Here is a 20,588-nt window from a genome sequence, read left to right as displayed (position 1 = left end):
GTGCGCTTGCCTTGATATTTGGTGATTTATCACCCTCATCGGCAAGCGCCCACATGAATTACCTGATCAAATTGTTAAAGAGCTGTTCGAAGGGCGTTGCCGTTCGATGTGTGGCGTATTCTACGCATTTAAATCAGCGCGTCAACACCTTTTTTCTAATCAATGCTTTGCTCGCAAAAACCTCAATAAAAAGCCGCCGACAAATTGTCGGCGGCGGTATTTTAAGAGGCAGCCAGCCGCTTTAGAAGCTCTTGGCGTCGATCATCACTCACAAAGGCTTCTTCAATGGCATTACGGTTCAACAGGCGAAAGGTATCTGCCTCCCAACCAAAGGCTTGGGCACAGGCTATATGATTCTCCAATAACCCACCGCCAAAGTAAGCGGGGTCATCTGAGCTAATCGTAACCTTGAGCCCTTCAGACAGCAGCTGCGGCAACGGGTGATCGCGCAACTGATCAACCACTTTTAAGCTGACATTGGAAAGTGGGCATACGGTAAGCACAGTTTGGTGATCACGCAGGCGCTTCACCACGTCAGCACTTTCCAGACAGCGCACGCCATGATCAATCCGTTGAACATCGAGAAGATCTAGCGCTTCTGCGATGTACTCGGCGGGCCCCTCTTCACCGGCATGGGCCACACGCACTAGCCCAAGCTCTTTGGCACGCGCGAATAGCTGTTGAAATTTGGCAGGCGGATTACCCAACTCTGCACTATCCAGGCCAATAGCATCTAAGAATTTCCAGTACGGTGCCGCTTGCTCAAGAACATGCAGGGCTTCCTCAGCGTGTCGGTCGCGCAGAAACGCCATAATCATTCCAACCGTTAAGTCCAGCGAAGACTCGGCCTCTTCTTTCGCTCTCAGCAGGCCTGCCATGACGACCTCTAACGGTATACCGCGCTGGAGATGTGCCTGAGGATCGAAATGCATATCAATATGCAGAACACCCTCTTCACGGGCGCGCTGAAAATAGTCCATAGCAAGGTCATAGAAGTCCTGCTCCGTGCGCAGAACATTCATGCCTTGGTAGTAAAGATTTAAAAACCCTTGAAGATCTTCAAAATCATAAGCGGCTTTGGCCTCCTCAACAGTCGCATAAGGGAGAGCGATACCATTACGAGCGGCAAGAGCAAACATCAGCTCAGGTTCCAGCGAGCCTTCAATATGCAAGTGGAGCTCGACTTTTGGAAGATGGCGTAAAAACTCGTTCATGCGGTGCTCCTGCTTGCGTTTCAATTAGCTGTCAGCAGTAGTATCTGTAATTAATCGCCCCCCATCAAGGTGCCACTGACAGTCCACATTGGGCAGCAGAGAAACGTCATCTATCTGATGAAGAAGGAAAATAGCCGTTCGCCCCGACAACCACTGATCAAGAGACATCGCCAAATGCCTAGCGGTCTCAGCATCCACGCCCGCAAAGGGCTCATCCAAGAGCACAACCTTAGGGTCACGCAGCATTAATCTTGCTAAGGCAACCCTTCTGGCCTGCCCCCCTGAGAGTTGCTGACCTTTCTCCCCCACATGGGTAGACAACTGCTTGGGCTGCTGCTGCACCCAGTGCGACAACGCCACGCTGGATAACGCCTGCCATAGCTCTTCCTCTGTTGCAGAGGGCTTAGCGATGCGTAGATTCTCCTCAAGCGTTCCATCAAACAGATCCGTTTGCTGGGTGAGGAGTGCAAAGTGATCAGCACGACTTTCCGGTGATATATGCCAAGGAGAAATACCCGCCACGCGTATGGCTCCCTGTGTCGGTGCAATCCTTCCCATCACCAAACCCGCCAAAGTCGACTTACCTGACCCAGACACTCCGGTAATAACAGCGCGCGCTTGTGAAGGCAACGTCGCCTGAAGATTAATCAGCGCAGGGGCAACACTTTCAGGATAGGTGTAGGACACTTGATCGAATTGGAGGGAGAGCCCTTCCGTATTTTCCGGTAGCTCGACAACGTCAAAAACAGGCTGGTTGACCTTCAGCGCATTTAAACGCTGAGCCGCCCCATAGCTTAAGCCAAGCTTTAAAAAAGCCGCCGGAAGCAGCACCAACACTTCGTTAATACCCAGCACGGCAATCACCGCCATTACTAAAATAGGCCCCACCACCTGCTCAGCAGATAAAGCCATACTTCCTATCCATAGCGTGGCGATCAATAAACAACCGGTCACCCCAGATAAGAAAGCATTACCCATGGCAGCCTTCACTGCTAAGCGCCGCTGGTTATTGAAGGCTAGCGCTTCATGTTGCTCGACTTTTTGGCGATGCCAGCCTTGGGTTTGGTAGCTGAGTAATTCAGCAGAGGCTTGAACCTGATCAAGCACTAATCGGCGCAACTCTTCTTGATCGCTCACTTGCTGATAGCTATTAGCAAACCCCAGCCAGCCATAGCCGAAGGTAACCACGGCCCAGAGAAGCGTGAGCACAACCGCCACAACTGCCCCAACTACGGGTAGCCAAATAGCAATAAAAGCGGATACCCCAAGAATCGTTAACAGCGCAGCTACGGGAGGAATAAGTAGCCGCAAATAGAGGTTATCTAGGTTATCGATATCTGAGGTAAGCCGGCTTAGCCATTCACTTGCACGACGTCGTTTGAGAGAGGCGTCATCTAAGCGGGTTAAGTCGCCAAACACGCGGTGCCGTAAGTCGGCCAAAAGCGTCAACACCGTATTATGATTGTACAAACGCTCCACATACCGTGCGACGGTTCTTAGCAACGCAAAGAACCGAATGCCCCCACCGGGCACATACACATCTAGAGAGGAAGGCAACCCTGCCGCCAGAGCCACTCCCGCAAGGGCACATGCAACAATGAACCAACCGGAGAGGCCTAACAGTGACAAACCTGCCAGCAATGTCACCCACACCAGTAAGGTACCTACTAAAAACTGCTGACGACGGCGCAGCAGCAGCTTGAGCCAAGGGGCAAGATCGCGATAGAACTGCTTCATATAGCCACCTCAACAAGCTGGCCTGAGCGACACTCGAAATGACGATTAGCCGCGGCTACAACGGCCGGATGATGCGTGGCCATCACCAACGTGCGCCCTTCTTTTGCCCACTCAAGTAGCGCCTTTATTACAACGCTCTCTGTTGCAGCATCAAGACTCGCCGTCGGCTCATCCAAAATAACAAGCTGAGCTTTGCTGAGATAGACACGCGCTAGCGCAAGGCGCTGCACCTGCCCGCCAGAAAGCCCGACACCACGCTCGCCAATCGTCGTTTCAAGCCCTTGGGGCAAGCTAGATAACAATTCAGTAAGACCAGCACGCTGCAGCGCCCACGTGAGCGTATCAACGTCCGCTTCTGGGGCGGCAATGTGAAGGTTATCGGCCAGCGTTCCTTGAAGGATGCAGGGAGCTTGATCCAACCAAGCAACAGGCGCTGCCACATCAACGCGACATTCGCCATGGCTCGGCGCCATAAACCCTGCCAACAGTGCCAAGAGTGACGACTTTCCACTACCCGATTCGCCCGTAATCGCCACCACGTCCCCCGCATTAATCGACACATTCATATCGCTTAATACGGCTGCACGCTCAGCGTAGTTAATAGCCACCTGGTCTAATTCAATTAGAGCCTGAGCTGACCTCGGTAACGCAGGCTCGGACGCAACGACACTGGTCTCATTGAGGATAGCGACCACACTCTCTGCCGCCCCTAACGCTGCAGCACGATCATGATAATGCTGAGAAAGCGTTCTTAACGGCTGAAAGAATTCAGGCGCCAGCAACAGCACCGCCAACCCGCTGAACAGCGTTAATTCTGGCGATGGGCCGTAGTCGATATAGCCAAGCAGACCAAAACCAACGTACATGGCGACAACGGCGATGGCCACAGAGGCAAAAAACTCTAAGACGGCCGATGATAAAAAGGCTAAACGCAGCGTCCGCATACTTAATCTGCGGTAATGATCTGTTGCATACCACACATCTTGCTGAGCAGCTTTGGTATGCCCAAACAGTTGCAGTGTTGTCATGCCGCGCACGCGGTCAATGAAGTGAGCAGAAAGGCGCGATACCGCCATAAACTGATCCCGATTAAGGCGTTCAGCCCCCATGCCCACTAGCGCCATAAACAGCGGAATCAACGGAGCAGAAAGCAACAGAAAAATCGCGGCTAAATAATCAAACCAGCCCACAACGCAAAGGATCAGCAGCGGCAAAGCCACCACGATTCTCAACTGGGGGTAAAAACGTGCGAAGTAGCCATCTAACGCTTCAATATGCTCCACAGACTGGGTGGCCAGCGCACCGCTCTGTTGGCGTGTCAGCCACACAGGGCCGAGTGCAGCCATTTTATCAAGTAGCACCTGCCTGGCATATTGACGGATACGAAGGCTTGCTTGAGCGCTGCAAGACTCCTGCAGCGCTTGGAAGAGAGAGCGCAGTAGCACAACCGCTACTAGGCCAATAAAGACGGGAACAAGTGACGAGGGAGAGCGGCCGACGATCACTAACTGATCTATCAACCAAGCCAAACCCACCACCAATATGGCGGTTTGCCCACCGGCTAACACTCCCCAAATCGCCGCCCACATCAGCGTCCGCCGCTCACGTTTTGCGAGCTGAGCAAGCCAGTGGCGCGGCGTCATGGTCACCATCGTCTCTGCTGCTGGAAGATGGTTCGCCATACCGTTAGTGGTACCCCTCTCCAACACGCACTTTTCCGCGGAATACCCAGTAGGTCCATGCGGTGTAAGCCAAAATAATAGGAATAACAAACAGCACGCCAATCAGAAGAAAAAGCTGTGATTCAGGCGCTGATGCCGCATCCCATAGCGTGTAGTTAGGCGGCACAATGACCGGCCACTTACTGACAATTAAGCCTAAGTAAGTAAATACGTAGATACCAATGGTTGCCACGAAAGGGATGCCCTCGTCACGGCGCTTCACAGAGCGGTAGACCATAAAGGCTGAGAAGAGCGCGAGCGCCGGGAACACCCAGATCAGCTGGAGATTGCCGAACCAGCGCTCCCAAACCATGGGGTTAACAAAGGGGGTCCAGATGCTGATGATCGCGAAAACCACCAGCACCAGCGCCAGGAGCATAGGAGTGATTTTGTAAGCCCAGTCCTGAACATGCCCCTCTGATTTCAGTATTAGCCACGTCGCACCCAATAGTGCATAGCCAGCCATTAAGCCAAGCCCGGTCAGCACAGAGAATGGCGTTAGCCAATCGAAAGCCCCCCCTACGTATGCAAAATTCTCTACTCGGAAACCTTGGATGTAAGCCCCGACAACAGCGCCTTGTGCAAAAGCGGCCACACCCGACCCCCAGCTAAATGCACGGTTCCACCAACGACGGTTACGACGGGATTTAAAGCGGAACTCGAATGCGACGCCCCGAAAAATCAATCCCGCCAACATCAAAAAGACGCCTATATAGAGGGCAGGTAAGAAAACGGAGTAGACCAAAGGGAACGCACCCAATAGCCCGGCACCTCCCAATACCAACCATGTTTCATTACCGTCCCAAACGGGAGCCACTGAGTTCATCATCACGTCTCGGGAGTCTTCATCGGGGGCAAAGGGGAAAAGAATCCCCAAGCCCAGATCAAAGCCATCCATCAGGACGTACATCATAATGCCGAAGCCGATGATACCCGCCCAAATTAGCGTTAAATCAAACATTTCCATGTTTAGCTCCTCACCGGGTCAACGTCATCATCAAAAGGGGTGTGCGCTGCAGAGAGCGGACGCATGGGGCGCTTAAAGTTCTCGCCAGTGGTTTCCCTTTCTTCTTCGGGCAACATACCGTTGCGCACTACGCGGGTTAAATAATAGATACCGGCGTAAAACACCACTGAGTAGACCGCCACGTAGCCAATTAGCGTAAACAGCGCCATTGGCCCTGTCAGGGACGGAGTCAATCCCTCTGCATGGGTCATCATGCCGTATACCAGCCAAGGTGCACGGCCAGATTCAGTGACAATCCACCCCGCTAAAACCGCTACAAATGGCATCGGAATCATGTACACCAACGCTTTTAAATAGGCGTTATGTTCATACACCTTGCCTTTACGACGCATCAATAAACCCACGAATGCGGTCGCAATCATCAACAGCCCAATGCCTACCATGACCCGGAACGCCCAAAATACAATGATCACTGGCGGCTGCTCTTCCGGAGCAACTTCACTGATACCGGGAATCACACCATCCGGAGAGTGGGTCAAGATGATACTAGCGAGGTTAGGAATACCAATTTCAAAGTGGTTGGTTTGTGCTTCTTGGTCAGGAATTGCAAACAGTAATAGCGGGACATTGCCAGAAGTCTCCCAGTGCCCCTCCATGGCCGCTACCTTAGTTGGCTGGTGCTCAAGGGTGTTCAAACCGTGGAAATCGCCGACCACTGCCTGGGCGGGCGCCAAGAACAGCAGTAACCATAAACACATAGAGAGCGCACGACGATTCGCCTCAGGGTCACGACCACGCAGCAGAAACCAAGCGCTAACACCTGCTACCACAAAGCCGCCGGTCAAAAACGACGCCATAGCCATGTGTGCAAAGCGATACGGGAAAGAGGGGTTAAAGATAGCCTGTGTCCAAGAAAGCACATGGAAGCGATTATCGATGAGCTCGACACCTGCTGGTGTGTGCATCCAGCTATTGGCGGATAGGATCCAGAACGAAGAGATAAACGTGCCCACTGCCACCATAATCGCCGCAAACAAGTGCACTCCCTGAGGGACCTTGCCACGACCAAATAACAGCACACCAAGGAACGCTGCTTCCAAGAAGAACGCTGTAACAACCTCATAACTCAACACCGGCCCAAGAAAGTTGGAGGCGGCTTGAGAGAAGTTGCTCCAATTCGTACCAAATTGGAAGGACATCACAATGCCAGAGACCACCCCCATCCCGAAAACAACGGCGAACACTTTTGTCCAGAATAGGGAAAGTCGATCCCACGCAGGGTTATTGGTCTTAAAATACAAGCCATGAAGCAACGCGATGTAAGACGCGAGCCCGATGGTGAACACAGGAAAAATTGCATGAAACGATACAACGAAAGCGAACTGTATTCGCGATAGTACGAGGGGGTCGAGTTCCATCACACTCTCCTAAGACCTGAGTTAATATCCCGTCAATGGGTGTCACAAGCTTAGTTGAGCCTTAATGGCGCTGCATTTTAGTTATAAGCACTAAGCTTATTCTTTACATGTGTTGTAGTTTAACGCTTCGACTACGGTTATACAGCCATAGTTTGCCTGAAAAGCTGTGTCGCATTGACGCACACTCATCAGACAAACCCTTTCGCTCTGCAATCAGCCTCTAGGACATCACCACAATACTGACCATGTAGCCGGTGTAGGCGATAAACATAGAGAACAGCACACCGCCTTCAACGCGGTTGATACGGCGTGGGCGACCACGCCAAGAGAATGCAAACAGCACCATCATCAGCGTCATAAATGTCATGACGCTCCAGTCCCGCACTAACACCTCTCGACCAGCTTCAATGGGGGCAATCACGCCTGCCAGCCCCACAACCGCCATGCTATTAAATAGATTAGAGCCCACAACATTACCTAACACCATATCGTGCTCATTACGACGCAACGCACTGATGGAGGATGCCAGCTCCGGCAAAGAGGTGCCTACGGCGACCACCGTGAGACCAATAATTAAGTCGCTAACCCCAAACGCCACTGCGATTTCAACAGCCCCCCACACTAGCAGTCGGGAACTTGCGATGAGCAGAACCAAGCCAATCACCGTCCACATAATGGACTTGCCACGAGACATCGGTTTGCTATCAAGGCTCTCGGTTACTTCGGCGGTTAGCGGGTCATCCTGCTGCCCACGAGAGCGAATAATGCTCACCGTAATGAACACCACAAGCCCTAGTAATAGAAGAACAGCCTCGACTCGAGACACCCACCCATCCCACAACATGAATCCTGTTATTAACATCACCACCACGAGTAACGGCATTTCCTTGCGGATAACGCTCGAATGCACTGCGAGTGGAGCCATCAGTGCTATGAACCCTAGCACCAAGCCAATATTGGCAATATTAGAGCCGTAAGCATTACCCACCGCCAAACCAGGGTTGCCTTGCATTGCCGCCAGCACCGACACCATCATTTCTGGCGCTGAAGTACCAAAACCAATCACCAACATACCAATTAAAAGCGGCGATAACCCCAGCCAACGGGAGGTAGCCGCGGCACCATCAATAAATTTTTCGGCACTCCATATGAGCAGGACAAGTCCCACGACTACAGCAATAAAGGCAAGTAACATTTCAGTTCCCTAATGTCATAATGTTAGGCACTATCGCGGCTGCATCCTTGTCCAAGACCGGTGTTCGGTCAAGTGCTGTTTACAAGTGGTTAGCAGATTACTTAGTCTGACACAGACGGTGTCCCATCGTATGCATTCTGTACAGAGAGCTTGCTGTTGCCCCATCACCCCTTTTTAAAGCGACCATCGCTGCCAGTTAACACCCCCCAGGTTGACTGCTTACCTCCCGAAACTCGCACCCAGCGAAGGCGTTTGCGCGCATGTCATGAGTGCGACTGGGTTTCGGCGCTACCGCCGCTTAATTCTGGTGAAAAAGCCTCCTGCCCTCGCTGCGACCACGTGCTTGTCAAGCGCCACCGCTACCCCGCCCAGCGCAGCATGGCACTGGCCTTGGCTTCCTTGGTAGCGCTTATCGTCGCGATATCATTTCCTTTTGTGAGCTTCAGCGTTAGCGGTGTTGGCAATCGCATTGATTTATCGCAAACCGCCACTGCTCTGATTACTTTTCATCAGCCGATGGTGGCCATCGCCGTTATGATGACCATCATTGTTCTACCTGCCGTGTATTTGATAGGCGTTGTGTGGCTCCAGTTTGGCTTATTACGCTCACGCCCCATGCCGCTTAGCCGGGATATTGCACGCTCACTGGCACATTTAACGCCATGGATGATGGCCGATGTATTCATCATTGGGGCCTTGGTGAGCCTCATCAAAATAGCGGGTATAGCGCAGATTGACCTAGGCATCTCTTTTTGGGCATTTTGCCTGTTTGCCATTCTGCTATTGATGACAGTCCAATCTATTGATGCAGACTGGATGTGGTTCTCTTTAGAGGGCGAACCCCTTGCTCCTGAAGGCACGCTTACCGGCACCACCGCAGCAAGCCAAGATGTGACGGGCTGCCCCACCTGCGGCTTGGTTAACCGCATGCATGATGATAAAGCGCGATGCACTCGCTGCCATGAAAAACTACATAAGCGGCTACCGCACAGCCTACAGAGAACCTGGGCGCTTCTTTTTGCAGCCTGCATTATGTACATACCCGCTAACTTATATCCCATTATGACAACCACCAGCCTTGGCAGCTCATCGGCGTCAACGATTGTTGGTGGCGTGGTGCAGCTCATGCAGATGGGATCCTGGCCTGTCGCGGCGGTCATCTTTATCGCCAGCGTCATCGTCCCGGTTGGCAAACTGGTGGCGCTTGCATGGCTATGTTTGATGATTAAACGCAGCAATGAACTCAATGCCCAAAGCCGTACACGACTCTATCGATTAACGGAATTTATTGGACGCTGGTCCATGGTTGACGTATTTGTCGTAGCCATTTTGGTCGCTCTTATTCGTGCTGGGTCATTAATGTCGATCACTCCAGGCCCCGCTGCGCTAGCCTTTGGGGCCGTAGTGGTACTCACCATGCTGGCAGCCATGACGTTTGACCCACGCTTAATATGGGATACCCACGCCCCACGCCCTATTCGCCGTAAAGCGGCCACCAAGGAACCTGTTGATGGCTAACGATGCAACGCCTCAGAATACGCCCAGCAATGAAAATAGCGAGTTACATAAAGCGAAATCTTCGCCGCAAACGCGACTATCCCCTATCTGGATAGTCCCATTAGTCGCTGTCATTATCGGCATGTGGCTGGTGTACGACAATTACTCAAGCAGAGGCACTCTGGTAACGCTCACCATGAGCAGTGCAGAAGGCATTGAAGCCGGCAGTACGCTTATTCGCAGCCGAAATGTTGAAATTGGCCGGGTGCAGAGCGTCCGCTTATCAGATGACCTTTCTCATGCCGTCATGGTGGCCCGCATTCAACCCGAAGCCGAAGCCATGCTCAGAGAAGACAGCCGTTTTTGGGTGGTGAAACCACGCATTGGTCGTGAGGGCATTAGTGGCTTGGGCACCGTTTTATCGGGCGCTTATATTCAGTTAGAGCCTGGGCAATCTGACGAGCCACAGCGAGAGTTTGAAGTAAGCGATGTGCCGCCGGTTGCACCGGCAGGTCAAGCGGGATTACAGATCAACCTTGTCAGCCAACTTGGCAACTCACTGCGGATAGGCGACCCTGTTTCCTACCAGGGCTACACGGTTGGCCGAGTAGAAGACACCCGCTTTGATGCAGAAACCCGCACTATGCATCACCAAGTGTTTATTGAAGAGCCTTACGCTCAACTGGTCACCGACAGCACACGCTTTTGGACCGCCAGCGGCATTGACTTCCGCCTGGACGCGGATGGCGTGCGAGTTAACGTAGAATCACTAGAAGCACTTCTGGGCGGCGGCGTTACCTTCGGCGTTCCCGAAGATCTCCCCATGGGCAAACCGGTGGGCGCCAACACACGCTTTAACCTTTATGCCGATGAGGATACTGCTAGGGAGGGTACGTTTAACCGCTACCTTGAATATGTTTTATTAGTCGATGACACCGTACGAGGCCTATCACGAGGCGCACCGGTTGAGTTTCGCGGCGTTCGTATCGGGACAGTAGCAGCCGTGCCCTGGAACTTCACGGCACCACAACCCGACTCGCGGGCGCGGTTTGCCATCCCGGTACTGATTCGCATCGAACCACAGCGCTTAGGCATCGAAAACACCGATATCGATTTGGAAGAGTGGGACAATCGCTTTAAGCGCATGTTCGGCTTAGGCCTTCGAGCATCACTCAAAAATGGCAGCCTGCTGACGGGCGCTCTGTTTGTAGACCTTAACTTCCAACGTGATCTTGCCGATGAGTATATCGCTGAGACGTTCTCAGAGCGCACCGTTTTCCCGACCGTAGCCGGCGGCTTCGCCCAGATTCAGGCTCAGGTCACCAGCCTATTGGAAAAGCTTAATGCGTTAGAGGTGGAGCCACTGCTAGCAGGCTTAGACCGCAACTTACAGGCATCAGAAAGCGTGTTGAACGAAGTCCGAGAAGTCAGCACCTCTATTAATCAATTGCTCAGTGACCCAGAAACACAGGCAATCGGAGGAAACCTCAATGGAACGCTTGAAGAACTACGTAACACGCTTCAAGGGGTGTCGCCCTCCTCACCCGCCTACCAAGAGCTGACTGGGGCGATCGAACGTCTGGATCGGCTAATGCGCGACCTGCAGCCGCTGACTCGCACGTTAAAAGAGAATCCACGTGCACTGTTGTTTGACAACTTAGATGTGCAGGATCCGATTCCACGCGCTCCCCGTTAAAAAGGAATAACCCTTATGTCACGTCGATTACCGTTATCACTGCTAATAATGAGTGTGTGCCTATTGCTTTCCGCCTGCGCCAGTAGCGTTTCGCCTCCTGCACGCTATATGCTCCCTGCCAGCCCAGCGGTGAGTACACAGAGTAACGCGCAGGCAACTCTGCAAGTGCGCGCACCTCGCCTAGCCCACTATTTAGATGTGGACGGCATCGTCATGCAGTTAGACGACATCACGTTAAACGAAGCGCGTGAGCATCAGTGGGCAGAAGGTCTTGGTCGCCAGCTTGAACGCGCATTAAGAGCGGGACTGGCAGCGCAGCTACCGAATGTACAAGTGGTGCGGGCAGAGGGTAACAACCCTGATGCCCTTACCTTATCGATGGAAATTGACCAGTTTCAAGGCCGCTACGATGGCGTAGCGGTAGCCAGCGGCCAATGGCAACTTAGGGGTGCCGATGGCGAAATGCTTGCCATCAAACGTTTCACAGCAGAAACCACGCTTGAACAGGATGGCTACCCTGCCCTTGTGCGCTCCTTAGGGGCTAGCTGGGAAGATGTGGCGGCACAAATTGTCCAGCAGCTTCGTCTAGGCGGGTATTTCTAACTCACCGGGCGATCTCTAGAGGACAGCGCTGGTGTGAGACTTTCGTGTTACACTCTGCGTTATAACATTATTGTCAGCACTACCCTGTCACCCCTTCGTCACGCCTGTATGGCGTGACAAGACGTATAAATGCCCGTCGCGGCACAGCGTGTTATCTGGCAAACTTCGCTGCCGCGACGGTGTACCAATCCTCGCTTTTTGAACATTACGCCTAGTGACGCCGCCAAGCTAGTGGCGACGATTGCTATGCGACTGCGGAGAACGCATGAGCTTTTCTGATCTTGGTCTGCACGACGATTTATTACGCGCCGTAACCGCGCAGGGCTATACACAGCCTACCCCTATTCAACAACAGGCCATTCCCGTCGTTCTTGAGGGTCGCGACCTTCTTGCCAGCGCACAAACCGGCACCGGTAAAACCGCAGGTTTCACGCTACCGATGCTACAGCGCCTTGCAACTGGCAAACGCCCAGGCAAGCGCCAAGTTCGCGCCTTAGTACTGACGCCCACCCGTGAACTGGCGGCCCAAGTAGGCGAAAGCGTAGCAGCTTACGGCCAGCATCTATCTCTGCGTTCTCACATTATTTTCGGCGGCGTGGGCCAACAACCGCAGGTGGATGCACTCAGAGCAGGCCTGGATGTACTCGTAGCAACTCCTGGCCGCTTGCTCGACCTTCATCAACAGGGCCATGTAGACCTGTCCGCCATTGAAATCCTGGTGCTGGATGAAGCAGACCGCATGCTGGACATGGGCTTTATTCACGACATCAAACGGTTATTGCGCCTATTCCCCAAACAGCGGCAAAACCTGCTGTTTTCAGCGACCTTCTCCAATGAAATTCAAACGCTGGCACAGCAACTGCTGAATAATCCTGCGCTGATCGAAGTGGCTCCACGTAACACAACCGCCGAGAAGATAGAGCAAGCTATTTACCGTGTAGATCGTGATAAGAAGCGTGATTTACTTGCCCACCTGATCCTACGCCACAACTGGTTTCAGGTGTTGGTATTTACCCGCACTAAACATGGCGCTAACCGGTTAGCTGAACAGCTCTCCAAGCAGGATATTCCTGCCATGGCGATTCACGGCAATAAAAGCCAAGGGGCACGCACGCGGGCACTGGGCGCTTTCAAAAGCGGCGACCTGCAGGTGCTGGTGGCTACCGATATCGCAGCGCGCGGGTTGGATATCAACGAACTACCCCACGTTGTGAATTTCGACCTACCTAACGTAGCGGAAGATTACGTTCACCGTATTGGTCGTACGGGTCGTGCAGGCAGCAATGGCGAAGCGGTGTCTCTAGTATGCGTTGATGAGCATGGCCTGCTCAAAAACATCGAGCGCCTGATTAATCAAACGCTGCCAAAACACATTGAACCAGGCTTTGAGCCTGACCCCAATGCCAAGCCAGAGCCCATTGAGAATGGCCGCCGCGGCCAGCGTCAGCCCAGGGCGAACCGCAAGCCTGACAGCCAAGCCGCGAATGCAGGCGGCGAGCGCCGCCGCAGCCGCCGCCGCTAGCCCGAACGTCCGGAATATGCGAAGGTATCGCCTCGCCTATTCCGGCGGTTTTGCTGAATCAATTCATGGAGTGACTATGGCGTCTTCACAACTCATGGCAGATTATCGCCAATGGCTGACTTTTCAGCGTCAGGAGCAACTCAGCCGCGAGCATCAAGGTATCTCTCAACGCCTAGAGGACGCCCGCGCCTCAGCCAACCAGGTCCTGCAGGCCTATCGCAGCATGGCTGAAAAAGCATCCAACGAGGGTGCTTGCTATCGCACGCTATTTTTACGGGAGCGAGATAACGCTTCACTTCCCTGTGAAGGCTGGCTGTTCGTGCGTCGTGTGCTCAGCGAAGGCAACAGCACACGCGTGCGGGTAACGCTGCTGGAAACCTTTACGCTAGAAGATGGCATCATTGCGCTGGGGGATAAGCCAGCCAGTAAACTGACGCTAGAAATTTACGACAAACTGGATATCAATAAAGGCATGCGCACCCAAGTGCGGGTAGATTGCCTGGATGCTCCGCAAGATTATCACTTTATTACTCTGCTGGATGCGGTACGCGGGGACCTTCGTCCCTACTTAAAATAAGCGCCGCACCATGGTCTCACGCCACGCTTGTCGCTTTATTTTATTGATGTTTATGGTAGGGCTAAATTTACGCCCTGCCATGTCGTCGGTTGCCCCTCTCCTTAGCCGATTGCAAGAAAATGCAGGGCTTTCCGCCTCAGCCGCTGGTCTTTTAACCACGCTTCCCGTGCTTTTCCTAGGCTTAACTGCTCCCTTAGCCCCTATGATTGGTCGCCGGGTAGGAAGTGAACGCGCCTTAAGCGCAGCGCTACTACTACTGGCGAGCGGTTTGCTGTTACGGGTCTTGCCTTTCCCAGGCCTGCTTTACATAGGCACAGCCATGGCCGGAAGTGCTATTGGTCTAGCCGGCACCCTGCTTCCCGCCTTGGTAAAGCGAGAAGTGCCTCAAAATGCGGATTTACTCACTGGTCTATATACCATGGCACTCTGCATGGGAGGTGCGCTCGGAGCCGGATTCAGCGTGCCGCTTATGCACTGGCTTGGCGACTGGCAAGCTAGCTTAGTGAGCTGGTCTCTGCTGGCACTGGCGACACTCATCGTATGGGCAAGCTATTCGCCATCGCATCCATCATCGCTCTCCCCTCCCGCTGGCCTACCCATTGTGTCGCTACTGGGGAAACCGCTAACTTGGCAAGTGATGCTGTTCATGGGCATTCAATCCTCGATGGCCTATATCGTTTTCGGTTGGTTGCCTACGCTACTGATTGAGCGAGGGTACAGTGAATCCAGCGCAGGATGGACCATGGCAATCTCCATTATGTGTCAGCTTGTCTCGGCGCTAAGCGCCCCTTGGCTTGCTCGTATACATAACGATCAGCGACCCGCCTTACTCTTAGTGCTGGCATGTACGGCGTTGGGGCTTGCCTTGCTCCTTGCGGCTCCATTGGCATGGCAATGGCCCGGCGCGGTGCTGCTGGGTCTTGGGCAAGGCGGAAGCTTCAGTCTGGCATTAAGCTTGTTAGTTCTAAGAACGGCAAATGAGCGCCTTGCGGGTCAGCTGTCAGGCTTAGTACAAGGGGGCGGCTATACCCTAGCCGCGCTTGGCCCGTTCGGCGTTGGCCTAATGCTACAAGCAGGTGCAACGACCCAGCACATTGCTTGGCTACTGATTAGCCTGATAGGTATTTGCTGCGGATTTGCGCTTTTCGCAGGGCGCAAACGGCAGCTGGATGACCAAAGCGGCCAGCTACGCGTGCTTCACCGATAACGTACACCCCACCGATAACAACGTTTTGCTTTCAACAGGACACCCCATGAGCCAAGCTCCTCTACTTGCAGATGCGCAACACAGCCAAGAGCGGCTACTGGTGATTTATACGGGCGGCACCATAGGCATGCAGCACCATGTTAACGGGCTAGCGCCTGCCGGTGATTTTGCTCCCCGCTTGGCCCGTGCGCTTCATCAACTCCCTGTTCGGCTTCAGCAAGCCCTTCCTGCCTACGATCTCATTAGCTATGCGCCTCTCATTGATTCCAGCGCTGCGACTCCGCTCACATGGCAGCAGTTAGCGGCCGACATCGCCGAGCGTTTTGCCAATTATCGTGGCTTTGTAGTGATTCATGGCACCGACACGCTGAGCTGGACCGCTGCCAGCCTGGCGTATCAACTGCAGGGATTGGACAGGCCGGTTGTCCTGACAGGCGCCATGGCACCGCTGGAGGCCTCTGATAGCGATGCGCTGGAAAATCTATACGGTGCACTGCGATTCGCGGCCAACTCAGAACTGCAAGAAGTCGCTATCTATTTTGCTGGCCGCTTGCTACGGGGCACCCGCGCGATCAAACAGCACAGCGAAGCCGTCGAAGCATTTTCCTCCCCCAGCTATCCGCTGCTGGGAGAGCGCGTTGGCGACGACTTTATCCTCTACCCCAGCCGAGGTTTAGCTTACCAGCAGCGAGGCGCACCGCGCTTTGAACTACTGGACTATCAACCCCTTGCTAATGGCGAGGTGGTGCGAATCACGTTGTGGCCAGGCATAGCACCCTGGCAGTTAGCATCCTGGCTTAGTCACTCTGATGTGAAGGGCGCACTGCTACAGCTTTGGGGGGCAGGCAATTTACCAGACAACCCGGCATTGCTGGCAGTGATTGCCAAGGCAAGTGGTGAAGGGAAACTGATCGCCGCCATCAGCCAATGCCCACAGGGAAGTGTGCATATGGGCGCTTATGCGGCAGGCCACGGACTCGCCGATGCCGGTGTACTGTCTGGTGATGATATGACCCCTGAGGCCGCCTATACCAAACTCGTGCACCTTATTGCGCAACCTATCTCTTTAGAAGACCAGCGCAGACGTTTTTTAACAGCGCTGGTGGGAGAGCGTTAAATTATCTAGCCGGTCACAGACTGGCATAGTGGCTTATTCCCGCTATGGTTAAACAACGTACTTAACGTGTAATGACCACTGACAGGATAGGAAGCCACTTATGGATCAACCGGTACATCACTTTAGCGAACTCTTTGAGCAGCTAGGTTTGCGCTCGGATGCTGAATCCATTGAGCGTTTTATTCAACGGCATTCACCGCTGCCCAAAGAGATGCCGCTCGCGGATGCACCCTGCTGGAATGAAGGCCAAGCAGATTTCCTTAGAGAAGCCGTAGAGGAGGACGCCGACTGGGCTGAAGTCGTCGATCATCTGGATGCCTCCATGCACAAAGCAACGTAACCCGCTAAGAGGAAGACTGACGCGCCGTCTCCAAACGGCGCCGATACCATGCTCCTGCTAACAGTAGTAGCGTGAGCGCCAGTAACGGCAACATTACATCAGCTTGCAACGCGTCCTCCTCTTCTATCGCCTCCAAGGCACCGTAAATGGCGCTGCTGTACACTGCCCACTTGACGGATAGGCCAAGTAAAGCGGCCAGCAGATAGCGACCTAAATCAATCTGCCCTAGCCCTGCCGCAAAATTAATAACGGAGTGGGGAAATCCGGGCAATACCCGCATGGCACATTGAGTAAGAAGATCGCTGCGTGCTTTCAGGGTCTCCATTACTTTGAGAGTTAACCCTTTGGGCTCCCAGCGCTCGCCTACTTGCGCTGCCAATAAGTAGGCCCCCCAAGCACCGGCAACACTACTAACAGTAAGCATTAGCGTCGCCACTAGCGGTGGATAAAACGGGGCAATCAGCCACAAACCGATACTGCCAGGGAGTCCGATCGCAAGCGTTAACGCCATCGCCCCCATCACGGATACAATAACGACCGGGTGATGAGACATGGTGGCCGCCCAGCGCTTAAATGCCATTAAATCGGGCGAGTACCACAGCCACACATAGGCCACCATGGCGAGTACGGCAAAACCCGCCGCCCAGCGCCAGGAATAGAGAGAGAATTTAGGCATTCAGACGCGCTTCAACACGTTCAAGAATTTGTCGACTGACCTTACCCACTAACGGTTTCGCCGCTTTATTGACGGCTTTCTCCATTAAGCGATTACGAATATCGTACTGCAAAGTCAGCGCTACTTCGGTACCTTCTGGCACTTCTCGCAACTGGTAACGTCCTTGATTTTTGACACCCTCAAGAGACTCCCAGGCAAGCACATGCGGGGGGGTAATTTCGGTAACCGCCACGTCAAATGCCCAATCCATACCCACTGCTCTCACGTGCCAGCGGTATCGGTTTTCTCCAAGGCTGTCGATGGAACGGATAAGATCAGAGTAATCAGCAAAATCCTCCACTCGACGCAATAGTTCGAATACACGCTCTGGGGAAGCCCTGACGATTTCGCTATGTTTTATAGTGGCCATAAGTAGTCCCTTAACGGCTAGAACCAATAGCTTAACATGGCGAACAGCCGCCTACACACCGAATGAAAAACGCGTGCTGTTGTGGCTGACGCTGGTCAGATCTACGGGTATTGCGTAAACTGCCGCCCTTCCGGACCGGACCCCGGAACATTGCGCTGCTCTTCATATGCGCACGCCATAAATTCTCCGACAATGAGTACCCTTTATGTTATCTACCGCACCCACTGGCGCAGCGGCGCCCACCACCGTCGTCATTTACTCCGGTGGCATGGACTCCTTTACTGTTTTGCACCGAGCAATTAAAGAGGGGGTAAATGTTCATGCGCTCTCATTCGACTATGGGCAGAGGCATCGACGTGAGCTCGATACCGCGCGACAAGTCTGTGAAACCCTGCAAATCCCCCATCAAGTGGTCGATATCCGAGCTATCCATAGCTTGATCGATAATTCCGCGCTTACCAACAGCGCTATCGACATGCCTACCGGTGACTATGGTGCCGACAATCTCAGCACTACCGTGGTGCCCAATCGCAATATGATTTTGCTGTCACTGGCAATTGCCAAAGCGGTCAATATTGGCGCAGCGCGTGTGGATTATGGTGCCCACGGCGGCGATCACATCCTGTACCCCGACTGCCGCCCTGAGTTTGTTGAGGCCATGAATCACGTGGCGGGAATTGCCAACTTTGAGCCAGTAGCTCTCCATGCTCCTTACCTACGTGCCAGCAAAGCAGAGATTTTGCGCGAGGGGCTTGCTATGGGACTGGACTACCGCCATACCTGGACCTGCTATGAAGGCCGCGAGCTTGCCTGTGGCCAGTGCGGGAGCTGTCGAGAGCGGCTGGCTGCGTTCGCGGCCAACAATAGCGTTGATCCGCTCGAGTATGCGACTGACACCTCAAAGGTGAACAGCTGATGTATCACGTTAAGGAAGCCTTCTACACTCTCCAGGGTGAGGGCGCTCAGGCAGGTCGGGCAAGCGTATTCTGCCGTTTTACCGGCTGCAATCTTTGGTCCGGCAGAGAAGCCGACCGCGCGAGCGCAAAATGCACGTTTTGCGATACCGATTTTATCGGCACAGATGGCATCAACGGAGGGCGCTTTGCCACCGCGCAAGCGCTCGCGAACCACATTAAAGCACTCTGGCCACACAAGGCCCAACATGCCGTCCCGTATGTGGTGTTTACCGGTGGCGAACCGCTGCTGCAACTCGATACCGCGCTGATCGCCATGCTACACAGCGAAGGCTTTGAGGTAGCCGTGGAAACCAATGGGACAGTCCCCGCCCCTGCAGGTATTGATTGGCTCTGCGTAAGCCCTAAAAGCAGCAACCCACTGGTGATTACCCATGGCGATGAGCTAAAACTGGTCTTCCCCCAAGCCGATGCGCCACCAGAGCAGTTTGCTAACCTCGCCTTTAGCCACTTTTTCTTACAACCTATGGATCGCAGTGCCATCGCGCCATCGAGCATTGCCAGCGACAGTGAGTCAACGGTCAAAGCCGCCACCGCTTACTGCATGGCCAATCCTCAGTGGCGACTGTCACTGCAAACGCACAAAATCGCAGGATTTGAGTAATGGCACTATTTGTAAATCACCTGACCCATATTGATGTATCGCTGTGGTGTTCTACCCGAGGACTCGTTGGCTGCAGTTGGCAGGTAGATGCCCTGTTGGAAGGCGAGCTAGGCGATGACGGGATGCTGTTTGACTTCGGCGAAGTGAAGCCCTGGATTAAGCGTACGCTGGATAGCGGCTTGGATCACACGTTGTTAGTGCCCACACAGGCGCCCGGTGTCGAGGTCAGTGAATGTGATGAGGGTGTCTGTGTACGCACTACCCACCCCTATGTTATGGAAGTTCGCGGCCCCGCACAGGCATTCACGCTACTGCCCTGGGAATCGATCACCCTGGAGCGGGTAACTCAACACCTCAGCGCTCAGCTCACCGAACAGCGGCCAACTAATGTGGAACGTGTAACGCTCACGTTGAGTGATGAACAGATTAACGGCGCTGCTTATGGCTATAGCCATGGCTTAAAACGCCACCTCGGCAACTGCCAACGTATTGCCCACGGGCACCGTTCACGCCTGCATATCTTCCAACAACAGGAGAGGCAAGCAGGGCTGGAACAGCAGTGGGGAGCCTGGCTGGACAATCGCTATCTGCTGGAAGAAGCCGACATAGCAGAGCAAACAGCGTCACGGCTTATCTGCCGTTATGAAGCAGCCCAAGGGCACTTCTCAATCTCACTACCGGCTGAGCGCTGCAGTGTGCTGCCCACCCCCACCACCGTCGAAAACATTGCACGGTGGCTCGCCGAACAGATTGCCAAACAAACGGGCACTGCAACGTGTGTACATGCCTTTGAAGGAATCAATAAGGGCGCCACTGCCTTGGCTAACCCATGAGTGAACTAATTACCAGTGACAGCAACGCCGCCTGCCGAGCAGGCTGCGGTGCTTGCTGTATCGCACCTTCCATTACGTCACCAATTCCGGGCATGCCCGAGGGAAAACGAGCAGGCGTACGCTGTGTTCAACTAGATGCCAACAACCTCTGCCTACTGTTTGGCAGCCCGCTGCGACCAGCCGTCTGCCAACAATTCGACTATGACCTAAGCGTATGTGGCGAGCACCGGGAAGAGGCGCTCGCCACACTGTCATGGCTGGAAGCAAGTACATGCTAAGCC

General features: G+C 53.7%; 21 protein-coding genes. 13 read left to right on the top strand and 8 right to left on the bottom strand.

Features of this window, described 5'->3' with window-relative positions; translation table 11 throughout:
• The coding region (locus IEW65_RS17120; protein ID WP_229755593.1) for a hypothetical protein at positions 1-245 on the top strand (245 nt) is incomplete at its 5' end.
• On the opposite strand, the gene IEW65_RS15740 is transcribed toward IEW65_RS17120, so the two are convergent.
• From IEW65_RS15740 to IEW65_RS15715, 6 genes are all read right to left on the bottom strand, one after another.
• Positions 222-1,214: an adenosine deaminase gene (locus IEW65_RS15740; protein ID WP_188640394.1), complete on the bottom strand. Its 993-nt coding sequence runs from the start codon at positions 1,212-1,214 to the stop codon at positions 222-224. The genes IEW65_RS17120 and IEW65_RS15740 overlap by 24 nt on opposite strands.
• Positions 1,215-1,238: 24 nt before the next feature.
• The gene (gene cydC / locus IEW65_RS15735) at positions 1,239-2,951 is read right to left on the bottom strand and encodes a thiol reductant ABC exporter subunit CydC (protein ID WP_188640393.1); all 1,713 of its coding nucleotides are present in this window, start codon (positions 2,949-2,951) and stop codon (positions 1,239-1,241) included.
• Complete coding sequence (gene cydD / locus IEW65_RS15730) at positions 2,948-4,633, bottom strand: thiol reductant ABC exporter subunit CydD (RefSeq protein ID WP_188640392.1); 1,686 nt, start codon at positions 4,631-4,633, stop codon at positions 2,948-2,950. Before cydD ends, cydC begins: the two co-directional genes overlap by 4 nt.
• A gap of 4 nt (positions 4,634-4,637) precedes the next feature.
• Positions 4,638-5,639 (bottom strand): cytochrome d ubiquinol oxidase subunit II, encoded by a 1,002-nt coding sequence (gene cydB, locus IEW65_RS15725; RefSeq protein WP_188640391.1) that lies wholly within the window; start codon positions 5,637-5,639, stop codon positions 4,638-4,640.
• 2 nt (positions 5,640-5,641) lie between these two features.
• A complete protein-coding gene (locus IEW65_RS15720) occupies positions 5,642-7,057 on the bottom strand; it encodes a cytochrome ubiquinol oxidase subunit I (RefSeq protein WP_188640390.1) in 1,416 nt (471 codons plus the stop codon).
• Positions 7,058-7,277: 220 nt separating this feature from the next.
• Positions 7,278-8,252, bottom strand: coding sequence for a calcium/sodium antiporter (locus IEW65_RS15715; protein WP_188640389.1), 975 nt, complete (start codon positions 8,250-8,252; stop codon positions 7,278-7,280).
• Positions 8,253-8,408: 156 nt separating this feature from the next.
• On the opposite strand from IEW65_RS15715, the gene IEW65_RS15710 reads away from it, so the two are divergent.
• The 8 genes from IEW65_RS15710 (at position 8,409) to IEW65_RS15675 (ending at position 16,811) form a co-directional block, all read left to right on the top strand.
• Positions 8,409-9,770 carry a paraquat-inducible protein A gene (locus tag IEW65_RS15710; RefSeq protein WP_188640388.1) on the top strand — a complete coding sequence of 454 codons (1,362 nt, stop codon included), beginning with the start codon at positions 8,409-8,411 and terminating at the stop codon, positions 9,768-9,770.
• Positions 9,763-11,445, top strand: coding sequence for an intermembrane transport protein PqiB (pqiB, locus tag IEW65_RS15705; RefSeq protein ID WP_188640387.1), 1,683 nt, complete (start codon positions 9,763-9,765; stop codon positions 11,443-11,445). The genes IEW65_RS15710 and pqiB overlap by 8 nt, the downstream gene beginning before the upstream one ends.
• Before the next feature lie 15 nt (positions 11,446-11,460).
• Positions 11,461-12,048 carry a PqiC family protein gene (locus IEW65_RS15700; RefSeq protein ID WP_188640386.1) on the top strand — a complete coding sequence of 196 codons (588 nt, stop codon included), beginning with the start codon at positions 11,461-11,463 and terminating at the stop codon, positions 12,046-12,048.
• 265 nt (positions 12,049-12,313) lie between these two features.
• Entirely contained in the window at positions 12,314-13,570 is a 1,257-nt protein-coding gene (locus tag IEW65_RS15695; protein WP_188640385.1) for a DEAD/DEAH box helicase, read from the top strand.
• A 76-nt stretch (positions 13,571-13,646) separates the two neighbouring features.
• On the top strand, positions 13,647-14,147 hold the full coding sequence (locus IEW65_RS15690) for a hypothetical protein (RefSeq protein ID WP_188640384.1): 501 nt from the start codon (positions 13,647-13,649) through the stop codon (positions 14,145-14,147).
• Positions 14,148-14,157: 10 nt separating this feature from the next.
• Positions 14,158-15,354, top strand: coding sequence for an MFS transporter (locus IEW65_RS15685; protein WP_188640383.1), 1,197 nt, complete (start codon positions 14,158-14,160; stop codon positions 15,352-15,354).
• Positions 15,355-15,400: 46 nt separating this feature from the next.
• Complete coding sequence (locus IEW65_RS15680; RefSeq protein WP_188640382.1) at positions 15,401-16,471, top strand: asparaginase; 1,071 nt, start codon at positions 15,401-15,403, stop codon at positions 16,469-16,471.
• A 100-nt stretch (positions 16,472-16,571) separates the two neighbouring features.
• Entirely contained in the window at positions 16,572-16,811 is a 240-nt protein-coding gene (locus IEW65_RS15675) for a DUF2789 domain-containing protein (RefSeq protein WP_188640381.1), read from the top strand.
• A 4-nt stretch (positions 16,812-16,815) separates the two neighbouring features.
• Here the strand turns inward: IEW65_RS15675 and IEW65_RS15670 are convergent, their stop codons facing one another.
• The gene (locus IEW65_RS15670; protein ID WP_188640380.1) at positions 16,816-17,487 is read right to left on the bottom strand and encodes a TVP38/TMEM64 family protein; all 672 of its coding nucleotides are present in this window, start codon (positions 17,485-17,487) and stop codon (positions 16,816-16,818) included.
• Entirely contained in the window at positions 17,480-17,896 is a 417-nt protein-coding gene (locus IEW65_RS15665) for an SRPBCC family protein (protein ID WP_188640379.1), read from the bottom strand. Before IEW65_RS15665 ends, IEW65_RS15670 begins: the two co-directional genes overlap by 8 nt.
• 205 nt (positions 17,897-18,101) lie before the next feature.
• Here IEW65_RS15665 and queC point away from each other — a divergent pair, with 205 nt between their 5' ends.
• The 4 genes from queC to IEW65_RS15645 are packed head-to-tail and all read left to right on the top strand — an operon-like array spanning position 18,102 to position 20,585.
• Positions 18,102-18,812, top strand: a complete 711-nt coding sequence (gene queC, locus IEW65_RS15660; protein ID WP_188640378.1) for a 7-cyano-7-deazaguanine synthase QueC — start codon at positions 18,102-18,104, stop codon at positions 18,810-18,812.
• Positions 18,812-19,474 (top strand): 7-carboxy-7-deazaguanine synthase, encoded by a 663-nt coding sequence (gene queE, locus IEW65_RS15655; protein WP_188640377.1) that lies wholly within the window; start codon positions 18,812-18,814, stop codon positions 19,472-19,474. The genes queC and queE overlap by 1 nt, the downstream gene beginning before the upstream one ends.
• Complete coding sequence (locus tag IEW65_RS15650) at positions 19,474-20,307, top strand: 6-carboxytetrahydropterin synthase (protein ID WP_188640376.1); 834 nt, start codon at positions 19,474-19,476, stop codon at positions 20,305-20,307. The genes queE and IEW65_RS15650 overlap by 1 nt, the downstream gene beginning before the upstream one ends.
• Positions 20,304-20,585, top strand: a complete 282-nt coding sequence (locus IEW65_RS15645) for a YkgJ family cysteine cluster protein (RefSeq protein WP_188640375.1) — start codon at positions 20,304-20,306, stop codon at positions 20,583-20,585. Before IEW65_RS15650 ends, IEW65_RS15645 begins: the two co-directional genes overlap by 4 nt.
• Positions 20,586-20,588: the final 3 nt, after the last annotated feature.

Origin of the sequence: Vreelandella lutescens, assembly GCF_014640815.1 — a bacterium.
Classification (GTDB): Bacteria; Pseudomonadota; Gammaproteobacteria; order Pseudomonadales; family Halomonadaceae; genus Vreelandella; species Vreelandella lutescens.
The sequence above is the reverse complement of the archived record's forward strand: the minus strand, read 5'-3'. Positions and strand labels throughout refer to the sequence as shown.

Excerpts from the sequence above, each read along its gene's own strand:
- IEW65_RS15645 (WP_188640375.1), top strand. The coding sequence starts at position 20,304 with ATGAGTGAACTAATTACCAGTGACAGCAACGCCGCCTGCCGAGCAGGC.
- IEW65_RS15720 (WP_188640390.1), bottom strand. The coding sequence starts at position 7,057 with ATGGAACTCGACCCCCTCGTACTATCGCGAATACAGTTCGCTTTCGTT.
- IEW65_RS15695 (WP_188640385.1), top strand. The coding sequence starts at position 12,314 with ATGAGCTTTTCTGATCTTGGTCTGCACGACGATTTATTACGCGCCGTA.
- IEW65_RS15675 (WP_188640381.1), top strand. The coding sequence starts at position 16,572 with ATGGATCAACCGGTACATCACTTTAGCGAACTCTTTGAGCAGCTAGGT.
- IEW65_RS15680 (WP_188640382.1), top strand. The coding sequence starts at position 15,401 with ATGAGCCAAGCTCCTCTACTTGCAGATGCGCAACACAGCCAAGAGCGG.
- IEW65_RS15665 (WP_188640379.1), bottom strand. The coding sequence starts at position 17,896 with ATGGCCACTATAAAACATAGCGAAATCGTCAGGGCTTCCCCAGAGCGT.
- pqiB (WP_188640387.1), top strand. The coding sequence starts at position 9,763 with ATGGCTAACGATGCAACGCCTCAGAATACGCCCAGCAATGAAAATAGC.
- IEW65_RS15685 (WP_188640383.1), top strand. The coding sequence starts at position 14,158 with ATGGTCTCACGCCACGCTTGTCGCTTTATTTTATTGATGTTTATGGTA.
- IEW65_RS15740 (WP_188640394.1), bottom strand. The coding sequence starts at position 1,214 with ATGAACGAGTTTTTACGCCATCTTCCAAAAGTCGAGCTCCACTTGCAT.
- queE (WP_188640377.1), top strand. The coding sequence starts at position 18,812 with ATGTATCACGTTAAGGAAGCCTTCTACACTCTCCAGGGTGAGGGCGCT.
- IEW65_RS15670 (WP_188640380.1), bottom strand. The coding sequence starts at position 17,487 with ATGCCTAAATTCTCTCTCTATTCCTGGCGCTGGGCGGCGGGTTTTGCC.
- IEW65_RS15650 (WP_188640376.1), top strand. The coding sequence starts at position 19,474 with ATGGCACTATTTGTAAATCACCTGACCCATATTGATGTATCGCTGTGG.
- IEW65_RS15700 (WP_188640386.1), top strand. The coding sequence starts at position 11,461 with ATGTCACGTCGATTACCGTTATCACTGCTAATAATGAGTGTGTGCCTA.
- IEW65_RS15690 (WP_188640384.1), top strand. The coding sequence starts at position 13,647 with ATGGCGTCTTCACAACTCATGGCAGATTATCGCCAATGGCTGACTTTT.
- queC (WP_188640378.1), top strand. The coding sequence starts at position 18,102 with ATGTTATCTACCGCACCCACTGGCGCAGCGGCGCCCACCACCGTCGTC.
- IEW65_RS15715 (WP_188640389.1), bottom strand. The coding sequence starts at position 8,252 with ATGTTACTTGCCTTTATTGCTGTAGTCGTGGGACTTGTCCTGCTCATA.
- cydC (WP_188640393.1), bottom strand. The coding sequence starts at position 2,951 with ATGAAGCAGTTCTATCGCGATCTTGCCCCTTGGCTCAAGCTGCTGCTG.
- cydD (WP_188640392.1), bottom strand. The coding sequence starts at position 4,633 with ATGGCGAACCATCTTCCAGCAGCAGAGACGATGGTGACCATGACGCCG.
- cydB (WP_188640391.1), bottom strand. The coding sequence starts at position 5,639 with ATGGAAATGTTTGATTTAACGCTAATTTGGGCGGGTATCATCGGCTTC.